The sequence below is a fragment of the Mariniphaga sediminis genome, assembly GCF_003573545.1.
GTDB lineage: Bacteria > Bacteroidota > Bacteroidia > Bacteroidales > Prolixibacteraceae > Mariniphaga > Mariniphaga sediminis.
In genome coordinates this window covers 24,785-35,212 of the sequence record NZ_QWET01000032.1, presented here as the reverse complement: position 1 = coordinate 35,212, position 10,428 = coordinate 24,785, and the positions used below count along the sequence as shown (strand labels likewise).

Annotated in this window: 8 protein-coding genes; 6 read left to right on the top strand and 2 right to left on the bottom strand. The window is 36.7% G+C overall.

Annotated elements, in window-relative coordinates; all coding sequences use genetic code 11:
• Window positions 1-638 (bottom strand): IS982 family transposase (locus D1164_RS22685; RefSeq protein WP_119352202.1); only part of this gene is annotated, 638 nt, incomplete at its 3' end.
• 97 nt (window positions 639-735) lie between these two features.
• On the opposite strand from D1164_RS22685, the gene D1164_RS22680 reads away from it, so the two are divergent.
• From D1164_RS22680 to D1164_RS22660, 5 genes are all read left to right on the top strand, one after another.
• Window positions 736-1,638: an NAD-dependent epimerase/dehydratase family protein gene (locus tag D1164_RS22680; protein ID WP_119352201.1), complete on the top strand. Its 903-nt coding sequence runs from the start codon at window positions 736-738 to the stop codon at window positions 1,636-1,638.
• Window positions 1,639-2,206: 568 nt separating this feature from the next.
• The gene (locus tag D1164_RS22675; protein WP_119352200.1) at window positions 2,207-3,199 is read left to right on the top strand and encodes a virulence RhuM family protein; all 993 of its coding nucleotides are present in this window, start codon (window positions 2,207-2,209) and stop codon (window positions 3,197-3,199) included.
• A gap of 194 nt (window positions 3,200-3,393) precedes the next feature.
• Complete coding sequence (locus D1164_RS22670) at window positions 3,394-3,825, top strand: hypothetical protein (protein WP_119352199.1); 432 nt, start codon at window positions 3,394-3,396, stop codon at window positions 3,823-3,825.
• Window positions 3,826-3,923: 98 nt separating this feature from the next.
• Window positions 3,924-5,288, top strand: a complete 1,365-nt coding sequence (locus tag D1164_RS22665) for a T9SS type A sorting domain-containing protein (RefSeq protein WP_119352198.1) — start codon at window positions 3,924-3,926, stop codon at window positions 5,286-5,288.
• 137 nt (window positions 5,289-5,425) lie between these two features.
• A complete protein-coding gene (locus tag D1164_RS22660; protein ID WP_119352197.1) occupies window positions 5,426-5,797 on the top strand; it encodes a hypothetical protein in 372 nt (123 codons plus the stop codon).
• Window positions 5,798-6,240: 443 nt separating this feature from the next.
• On the opposite strand, the gene D1164_RS22655 is transcribed toward D1164_RS22660, so the two are convergent.
• Window positions 6,241-6,873 carry a DUF998 domain-containing protein gene (locus D1164_RS22655; RefSeq protein ID WP_119352196.1) on the bottom strand — a complete coding sequence of 211 codons (633 nt, stop codon included), beginning with the start codon at window positions 6,871-6,873 and terminating at the stop codon, window positions 6,241-6,243.
• Window positions 6,874-7,476: 603 nt separating this feature from the next.
• Between D1164_RS22655 and D1164_RS22645 the strand changes: the two genes are divergently transcribed.
• Window positions 7,477-9,972: an endonuclease MutS2 gene (locus D1164_RS22645; RefSeq protein WP_119352194.1), complete on the top strand. Its 2,496-nt coding sequence runs from the start codon at window positions 7,477-7,479 to the stop codon at window positions 9,970-9,972.
• The last annotated feature ends 456 nt before the right edge of the window (window positions 9,973-10,428 follow it).

The following is a 10,428-nucleotide window of genomic DNA, read 5'->3' as shown; positions in this document are numbered from 1 at the left end:
CCATCAATAAACAATTCATCGAACAATGTTTTGGATATGTACCCTTTGTCTCCAACCAGTTTTCCGAAAATTTTATCATGAAAGTTTTTATTTTTCAATGGTTCACGGTCATCAACGTTGCCCTGGGAAAAAAGAAAGTCAAGGATTTCTCCTTTGTCGTTGATCACAATGTGCAGTTTAAATCCGAAAAACCATCCCATTGAACATTGTCCCTTTGTAGCAAGGCCTTTAAAAGTCTTATGCTGAAATTCCCGTTTTATATGGCAGACCCTGATCGGGGTAGAATCAATAAATGAAATACCGGTACACTTGCCAAGACAACACAATTGGAGAAACACAGCCATTGGCATCAAGGCCTTTCGTTGCAGTTCCACAAATCGGTTGTATGCCACGGTTTTCGGAAAGTCAGATTGCATATGCTCCTGAACATGCATAATGTAAAAATGCTTTAAACACCGGTATTTTTTTATATGAAACAGGATTACAATGGTAATAACCTCGCTGTCGGACATGGTAAATTTACGTTTTCTTCGTTTTACCGAGGTTTCGTCTGTGAGGATATGTCCCTCCTTATTTCTTTCAAATTCTTTACAAAATTCGTCAACCAGATAGAAAATTTCGGTAATTTTAGAGTCCATATCAGAGCAAGGTTTTGTTTGTTAAATATTTAAATATAAGACACTTAAATATAAACAAAACTTTGCTTTTTTGCTAGCAATTTCTTAGGTTTCTTACATCGAACTGACGTTAAATAACAAAAAACCATTTGAAGAGTTAACATGTGAGTTATTTTATGCTGATATTCTGTATAAGGCTTCTTTAAAACAAGCATTTAAGGGAGTAAATAAACTATACCATGTAGCAGCGGTGTTTAAACATTGGTCGAGAAACCCGGGAAAAGATATTTTAGAGGCGAATCTTAAAGGCACGCAAAATGTATTAGAGGCAGCAGCTGAGTGCGGAATTGAAAAAATTATTTATGTTAGTTCCATTGCAGCACTTGATTTCAATAAATTACCTATGAATGAAAAAAGCTGGGGGACAGTTTTTCCTAATACATATTTTAAAGCAAAAAACGACTCAGAAAAGTTAGCCTGGCATTTAGCATATAAACTTTCGCTAAATATGATTACTGTTTTACCATCGGGCATGATAGGTCCGGAAATATTTGCCAATATGGCTCTAGCTATGAATATGCTAAATAATATGGTAAAAAACCGGTTAGCTTTTGATCCACAATATGAAATAAATTATGTCCATGTAAAAGATGTTGCAAAAGGAATGATTCTGGCTGAACAAAATGGGAGAATTGGTGAAAGATACATTCTAGGAAGTGAATATTCTTTAAATACATCGAATGTTATTCAAATCGCCAGAAATATGTACGCTGATATTCAAGTACCGAAGAAAGCAAATAAGAGATTTCAACTTTTTCTTGCGCAAATAATGAAAATTACAAGCATATTTACTGGAAAACCTCCTTTATTACTGAAAGGTAATATTCATCATTATTATAAGAAAGAAGAACATTTGGATATTGAAAAAGCTCGTCGGGAATTAGGGTACAATCCCCGAAAACCTGAGATTGCATTAAAAGAAACAATTAAATATTTATATGAAAAGAAAACAAAGGAATAAATTTACAATAATCCAGTTGCTATCATCGGGTCATAAAGTATGCATTTTTTTGGTAGCGGTCTGACAGGAAGAACGGGGCTAATAAGCAAGTCCTAACCCATAACTTCTCTTTTAAAATAACCTGTTTTGGGAGACTGTCCCAAAAGAAAAATTGATACTGCGTATAAAATGCATCCATTAAAAACACCAGGGATTTAGACACTTACAGGTATTCCCTTCCTGTGCAGATTTCAAGTTGCAATCTGCACAGGCTTTTTTTACTGCGTCCCTAAAACCAGTGTATTTTATTCCTTTTTCTCTTGTTTTTTTCAAAGGCAATTTCTACTTTAGTTCCCGTAATTTTTTGTATATCAACTAACACCAAAAACCAATGTTACATTCCAGGCAGATCAATTCACCGAAAAAAATTCTGAACTGCCCCAGGGCACAGAAAAACCATAGGACAATACCTTCAACAGAAACAATATTCTTACTTACAGGGACATACGAAAGTTAGCATTCATACAAAGAAACCAAAGTGCAAGCATGAAACGAAGTGAAATTGTTTATATTTGATACAAAAACTAAAATGGCAAAAGAATCCGAAATAATATTTTACCAATCTGATGAAGGAATAATAAAAATTGAGGTCATCTTTCAGGACGAGACATTTTGGATGACCCAAAAGAAAATAGCTGAATTGTTTGGAGTTCAAAGACCCGCGATAACAAAACATTTAAAAAATATCTTTGAATCAGGAGAATTGGCAGAAAATTCAGTTAGTTCCATTTTGGAACATACTGCGGATGACGGGAAAAATTATAAAACAACGTTTTATAATTTAGACACAATTATTGCTGTTGGATACAGGGTAAATTCAAATAAAGCAACAAAATTTCGGATTTGGTCAACCAAAGTATTAAACGAGTTTATAACAAAAGGATTTGTATTAGATGATGAAAGATTAAAACAAGGCAAACATTTTGGAAAAGACTATTTCGATGAGCTAATTGAACGGATTCGAGAGATTCGTGCCAGTGAGAGAAGGTTCTATCAAAAGATTACGGATATTTATGCTTTGTCAATTGATTATGACAATACAGATACATTGACTAAAGACTTTTTTGCTACAGTTCAAAACAAACTACACTGGGCTATAACTGGAAAAACTGCTGCGGAGATTATTTATTCATCTGCTGATGCTACAAAAATATACATGGGATTGACCAACTGGAAACATGCGCCAGATGGTAAAATATTAAAATCCGATGTGTCGATTGCAAAAAACTACTTAAACGAGCAGCATATTAAAGAACTTAATCGGATTGTTTCAGCTTACCTTGATTTAGCTGAGACAAGAGCAGAAAGGCAGATACCGACTAACATGCAGGATTGGATTAATTTTTTGCATCAATTCCTGGAATTATCGAACTACCCGATTTTAAAGGACAAAGGAAAAGTAAGTACTTTGGAAGCTAAATTAAAAGCTGCACAAGAGTATGATAAGTACAGAAAAATTCAAGATAAAAATTATACTTCCGATTTTGATAGGGAAGTAAAACGATTAAAAGGCGAGGAATGATGCACCAAATGCTAACGTTTTGCATAGGCAATGGCAGACAAGCGCTAAATATCATGGATTATAGCCCGATCAAACTGCGTAGCGGGTTGACAGAAAATTACCACCACGCGATCTACCACTACTCACACAAGTGACCATTAACGCTACTATTTGACAACCAGAAAAATCACAAAAAATCCAATTAATTTACAACCATGAAAAAATATCTAAAATTAATTTTACTCCTTTCAATTACACTTATCATCAAAAGTTCGTTTGCACAAATAAGCTTTTCAACATATTCGCTTCAGGCGATTGGTATCAGCACCGACAATGACAAAAAAATAAGTGGAGAATTAAAGGCATTTCTGAACAGAGAATCTGAAGATATTATCCTTGAGCCGACAATTTTCTATAATTTCAAACAACATGATTATCACCAAATTTCAGTTGGAATTGGATTCAGCGCCCGCCCGTTTGCAGAAATTGATGGAGTAAACGGATTAACAATTCCTGTTCAACTGGAGATAAGTCCGATTGAGAAAGTAAAAAACTTTTCTGTCTTGATGGAATTAACGCCTCAAGTAGGTGATAATTTTTCATCTGAAATTCGGACACTTTGGGGAATACGATATACATTCAGATAAAAAATACCAGCGTCAACAAAGTACACATTTCAAAGCCGGGTGAGTGCAGTTAGCAACCCATCATTAAGTACAAAAAAACGATGTAAGAAGATAAAAATATGAAACTAAAAATCACCCTTTTAATTCACATTGGCATAATAACCTTAACAGCCTTAGGCCAAAATTCAGGACACGAGGTCCCCTATATTGGTAAATTTAAACTTGATAGTATAACTTCACAACATTGGAATGCTTTCAACAGCCAATGGGACCCAAGTAATGTATCTACATATAACTATGACACTCAATACAATATGGTACAATATCTTGATTTTAGCTATGAAATCCTTACGAAAGAGTGGATCATTTTTGACAAGAATGAATTTGTATATGATGTAAACAATAACAAAACAGAAAAGATTGTTTACAGGAAATATGACTCCCGGCTAATTCCAGCTTACAAACTTAAATACATTTACAACAACAAAGGGTTAATTGATAGTTCTCTATTTTATGGATGGGATTACGTTATAGAGCAATGGAATAGTTCAGCATCTTCAAAAGAACAATATACATATAATAGCAATGACGAACTGACCATCCAAAATACTTACTCCCCAAATGAAAATACAAGAGAATGGGAGGACTACAAAAAAGTTGAATATTCCTACAATTCAAATGGACAATTAATTGAGATGACTTCTTTTTATGTAAAAAGAAATGCCAGTGAATGGTCAAATCTTGAAAAAAGAGAATATAAATACGATTCAACAGGAAACGAGATACAGTTTGTCTACCGCATTTTTAATGAATCTACAAACCAGTGGGACAATAAAAGGAAAATTGAAAACACCTTTCTTGAAGACACCTTACAATCCATTGATTTCAAATGGGATAAAACATCTGAAGATTGGATTAGTAATTCAAAAATTGATCTTTTGTACGACCCAAAAGGAAACCTTGTCGAAATAACTTCCTTTAATAACAATACTGAGTCAGGTCAATGGACACCATCAAGTAAAGATGTATTCAGTTATGATTTAACGGTTGAATACCAGGAATTAATCTTACCCCCCCAGAATCTTATCTTAAGAGGTATTTTCACCTTACTAAAACAACAGAATATAAAAAATAAACCTCAAAGTTATTCCAAATTCTACTGGACTGAAAATAATCAAGATTGGGTATTATCAGAAAATGGGACCTTTCATTATAGCAAAATAACAGTGAATTCAATTCTTGAAACAAACGCTAAAAATATTCTTATATATCCTAATCCTGTCAATGAAAATCTGTTCTTCGAAACACAAAACTTATCCGGGCCTGTTACTTTTAAATTATATGACTTGTTGGGACGTGAAATATTAAATAAAGAAGTAAGCTTTACTAATTGCATAAAAACCACTCATCTAAAAAAGGGACATTACATTTATCTTATAGAAACAAATGGGAAACAACAGGCCGGAAAATTAATAAAAAATTGAACAACAATTCCTACACGATCCATATTGCATAGTGGCATTTGGTGGTACAACAGCTATAACAAACACAAACCGTTGGCGTCAAGCAACCAAATTGAATCAATTTGCATCTAATAAACATACACTAACAAAAAAATAATATGAATAAAAATTTTAACCTTTTAGTACTAGTAACAATTATCTCATCGATTACTCTGGGTTCATGTAAAAAGGATGAGAATAACGATTTAAATAATAAATGTAATGTCTCAAATCCTGCAGAAGAGTTAGATTGGCTAAAGGAGGCAATTGATGATGTTAAGGAAGATGAATATGCATATTATGCCATGGCTACTTACAAGGGAAAGACAGTATTCTACTATGGCAATTGTAATCCTGCTGCTAATTATGCATCAACCGTAAAAAACTGCAGTGGTGAAAATCTTGGTCATACAGATGACTTATACGATGAATTAACAGACATTACGATATTGTGGAAACATGTTGACTCTAAGTGTAATTTTCAACAATAGAATTAACCGTCGATAGCTTTGCTAAGTCTTTGGACTAAGAAGAAGGTTCGAAAAAAATATAATGACAAGGCGCTGCGTTTGGAAAGTAATTTAAATCTCACTTTAGTCAAACAGATTTCACTCCATTTGTTCTTTGTATTCAAAGGACAGATAAGCAGGTTCAGTGTTTTAGATATTCGATTGGTTGAAACTCCTAATTCCAGGCCGACACATATTGCTATCTCTTACCATACAGAACTGTAAATCAGACTGCGCTTAATATTGTTTTTTTCATGATAACTAAAAAATCTGGTTTTGCATCAAATTGATGGAAGGAATGAACAATAAAAAACCAATAAAACGAAGGGAATTAATTCAGGAAAAATATCGTAATATTTGCTTGCCCATTTTTATTTGGTAAAAACAGGACCCTGTAAATGAGACTAAAACAACATCTTCTGTATTTACTGGTGTTGAAAACGTTGGCGCCCCAATACTGTCATTACCGAAACAAAAATAATCCAAACGGAAATACCATCGATAAAAAAGATTTCAGCTACGCCGTTTAGTCCGTTGGTAATTAATAAATATGCCATTATCAGAATTACCAGACCCAAAATGCATAATCCGGTTATGCCAATAAAAGGCAGTTTTTTTACAATTGAAACCTGAAAGGTTATTATAAGAGCAGGCACAGACAAAAAAACAACCACTGCCAGTAGATTATGCAGCATCCGCTGCAACGAGGGAGCCAGATTATACCAACTATATGGCTCAATATTATGAGGAACGAATGCTAAAAGTGCGAGCGATACAAACGTGTAGGTGATGGTTCGCATCAGCCGGTCGTGTTTGCCCAGGTTATAATACTTCGTGAGTAGCCAAAAAAATGTATACAGAAGAATAGCCATTGTAAAAAGAAGCACGGTATACCCTCTTTCAAATGCTTTACCATATAAGCTTTCGTTGCTGAGAAAACTAAGCGTTTGTTCTTTAATGTCTATCGTAACATGCTGTAATGATTTTTCTACTGCGTTGGGCAAAAGGCCCACCGTAATGTATCCAATCGATAAAATACCGAATTTTATCCAGTTCATAATAAAGCCGGTTATTCGTTTTACAAATATTGCCTTCTTCCTTTTAAATTTAGGAAAATGATGTATTCTAACAATGAAAAAACAAATAAAAAAAAGACATAAATACAGCGCCGTCAATGTCGGCCGGAAATGGCAGACTTTCTTTCATCGTTTTCTCCGGCGGATAAAAGCGCACTCCGAAATCCGAACCGCACTATGCTCCTGCCATTATACAACAGTGAACGATGAATAAAAATGGTAAATATCAGAACAGAAAAGCATATTTCCCGGATTTTAAAAATCTGATAAACAGAAGCATGCCAGATGGGATTGGACTTGTCCGGCAATATCCAATATAGGACACAATAGTATCCAATCCTTATGCAAACAACCAATATTCAATCCGGAAAAAATATTTGGTTTCGCAGTTCGACCTCTGCGGTACTCTGTGTCTTCTCTGCTCTCTCTGTAGTTAAAAAAAGGCATGAAGAGACATATTTCCAAATCGAAAAGTGGAAATCTTTTGTTGGGTTGGCAAACCCGCTCAATTCTACATACTTTACAACATAAATATTGAACTTTAAACTCCTTTCCCTACTTTTGCACCGATTTTAAAAGAAAACAATGCAAAACATCTGGCCGCAACATTTTGAAGAGAAGATAGGGTTCGACCGTATTCGTGCCATGCTACACAATAAATGCCTCAGTTTGATGGGGCGTGAGTGGGTAGATGATATACATTTTCAGGATAATTTCGATGCCATTTCGCGTCAATTAGGAGAGGTAAATGAATTCTGCCGGATAATTCGTGAAGTGGAAAACTTTCCGGCCAACCATTTTTTTGACCTTCGGAATGCCCTGCAAAAAATTAAGGTGGAAGGCCGTTTTTTGGAAGAAGAAGAACTTTTCGATTTGAAAAGGTCGCTGGAATCAGTGCGTGCCATCGTGCAGTTTTTTAAGAAACAGGATGAGGATGCCTTCCCGCTTTTAAAAAAGAAAACAGAACGGGTACAGATTTTTCCGTACATCTACGACCGGATTGATGCCATTATTAACAAGTTCGGAAAAATGCGCGACAATGCTTCGCCCGAACTGGCGCAAATCAGGAAAAGCATTCTTTCCTTGCAATCAAACATGTCGAAACGGCTTCATGCCATTTTAAAGCAGGCTCAAAAAGATGGGTTGGTGGACGAAGAGGCTTCGGTTTCCATCCGTGACGGACGGGCTGTTATTCCGGTTTCAGCAGCAAACAAGCGAAAAATCAAAGGCATTGTTTACGACGAATCAGCCACAGGAAAAACCTCTTATGTTGAGCCGAATGAAATCGTAGAAATGAACAATGAAATCCGGGAACTCGAATACGCCGAACGACGTGAAATTGTCCGGATTCTTACGACTTTCTCCAACGATATCAGACCTTACATTGCCGACCTGCTTTATTCGTACGAATTTCTGGGGGAAATCGACTTTATTCGTTCCAAAGCCTTGCTGGCCGTAGAGTTCAATGCTATTCTCCCCGAGGTGGAGAATAAACCGCTCATTGGGTGGGAACAGGCTGTCCATCCCCTGTTGCAACAAGCTTTGAAACGGGAAAAACGCAAAATTGTCCCACTCAATATTCATCTTGACGAAAAGAACCACATACTGCTTATTTCCGGTCCGAATGCGGGAGGGAAGTCGGTATGCCTTAAAACAGTCGGGCTGCTGCAATACATGTTGCAATGCGGACTACTTATCTCGTCAGGAGATGGTAGCAAAACCGGTATTTTTCAACAAATTTTCATTGACATTGGCGACGATCAGTCGTTGGAGAACGACCTTAGCACCTACAGTTCCCATCTGCTAAACATGAAACATTTTGTAAAGCACAGCAATGCGAATACGCTGGTTCTCATCGATGAATTTGGTACCGGTACCGAACCCATGCTGGGCGGTGCTATTTCGGAAGCAATCCTGGACAACCTGAATAACCTGGGCACCTTTGGGGTCATTACCACCCACTACTCCAACCTGAAACACTTTGCTTCATCTGCAGATGGAATTGTGAACGGCGCCATGCTGTACGACGCACAGAATATGAACCCGTTGTTTCAGTTGGAAATTGGTAAACCCGGAAGTTCTTTTGCCTTTGAAATTGCCCGCAAGATAGGCCTTCCGAAAGAAATACTGGAAAAAGCCACTGAAAAGGTAGGGAAGAAACACATTGACTTTGACCGAAACCTGCGAAAAATAAACCGTGATAAACGGTATTGGGAAACGAAACGGGAAAAAATCAGGAAAGTTGAAAAAGTCCTCGACAACATGGCGGCCAATTATGAATCGGAACTGGAAGAAACAAAAAAGCAACGGAAAGAAATACTAAAACAAGCTCGCGAAGATGCTGAAACGCTCCTGGCAGGAGTAAACAAACGGATTGAAAATACAATTCTCGAAATAAAAAAAGCGCAGGCGGAAAAAGAGAAAACAAAACAGGCACGACAAAAGCTGGAAAACCTGAAAGAGGAGGTAGAAAAAAGCACGGGCAACCAGGATGACCGGATTGTTACCAAAATGGAAAAACTGCGCCGGCGCGAAGCCAAACGAAATCAGCGGCGTCCGGAAGAATCAAAAAAGGAAATCAGCAAAAAGAAGCTGGAAAAACGCGTTGAGTTAAAACCTGGCGATAAAGTGCGCATCATTGGTCAGCAAACTATCGGAGACCTCATTGAGCTAAATGAAAAAAACGCCGTAGTCGCATTTGGGCAGCTCATCACTACCCTACCGCGCAAACAAGTAGAACGGTTAAGTAATAACGAGGCAAAGAAAGCCGAAAAAGATTCGCGTTCGGGAGGAGGCTCCCGGCTGCTGGGTAACTACTCCGAACGAAGGCTTCGTTTCAAATCCGAAATAGATGTCCGCGGGCAGCGGGCCGAAGAAGCCATTCCGAAAATCCAGGAATTTATCGACGAAGCTATCATGTTTGAAGTAGCACAACTGCGTATCCTGCATGGAAAAGGGCACGGCATCTTGAAAGAAACCATTCGCAGCTACCTTCGTTCCGAACCCATGGTACGCAGTTTTAAAGACGAACATGTCGACTTTGGAGGCGCAGGTATCACGATTGTCAACCTTGCGTTATAATCATCCGTCTTAGTTCTATTCTAATATAATTCGACAGAAAGCTACATTTCTTATTTTATGCACCAACTCCGGGAAAAGAGCAAAAAAGTCCCTGCCTGAAGTTTAAAAGCTATCCGGTTCTTCCTGTAAGTTAGGATACAACGGATGGTTTTTTCAATTTTAAGGTAGTGTACAAAGCAAAACAAAATACCGGATAAATTTATCCGTTTATTAAATTTCATCAATAAAAAACGGCTATTTGTTTTCATTTTAAAAAAATATTTTAATATTTGCAGCAAATCGTAAGTTTAAAGAATGAATTTACTAAACAACATTTCACTTCTCAGCCTAATTATTGGCATTATTCTTCTAATTCAGAAGAAATGAGAATGGTATGTTGTAAATGATAAGAAAAAAACGAATTAAGCCATTCTCATAAAAAGGGGATGGCTTTTTTCGTGGAAGGAATTAACAACT

Bases quoted from the DNA above. Each gene is read 5' to 3' on its own strand.
- D1164_RS22670 (WP_119352199.1), top strand. From the start codon at position 3,394: ATGAAAAAATATCTAAAATTAATTTTACTCCTTTCAATTACACTTATC.
- D1164_RS22645 (WP_119352194.1), top strand. From the start codon at position 7,477: ATGCAAAACATCTGGCCGCAACATTTTGAAGAGAAGATAGGGTTCGAC.
- D1164_RS22660 (WP_119352197.1), top strand. From the start codon at position 5,426: ATGAATAAAAATTTTAACCTTTTAGTACTAGTAACAATTATCTCATCG.
- D1164_RS22675 (WP_119352200.1), top strand. From the start codon at position 2,207: ATGGCAAAAGAATCCGAAATAATATTTTACCAATCTGATGAAGGAATA.
- D1164_RS22655 (WP_119352196.1), bottom strand. From the start codon at position 6,873: ATGAACTGGATAAAATTCGGTATTTTATCGATTGGATACATTACGGTG.
- D1164_RS22665 (WP_119352198.1), top strand. From the start codon at position 3,924: ATGAAACTAAAAATCACCCTTTTAATTCACATTGGCATAATAACCTTA.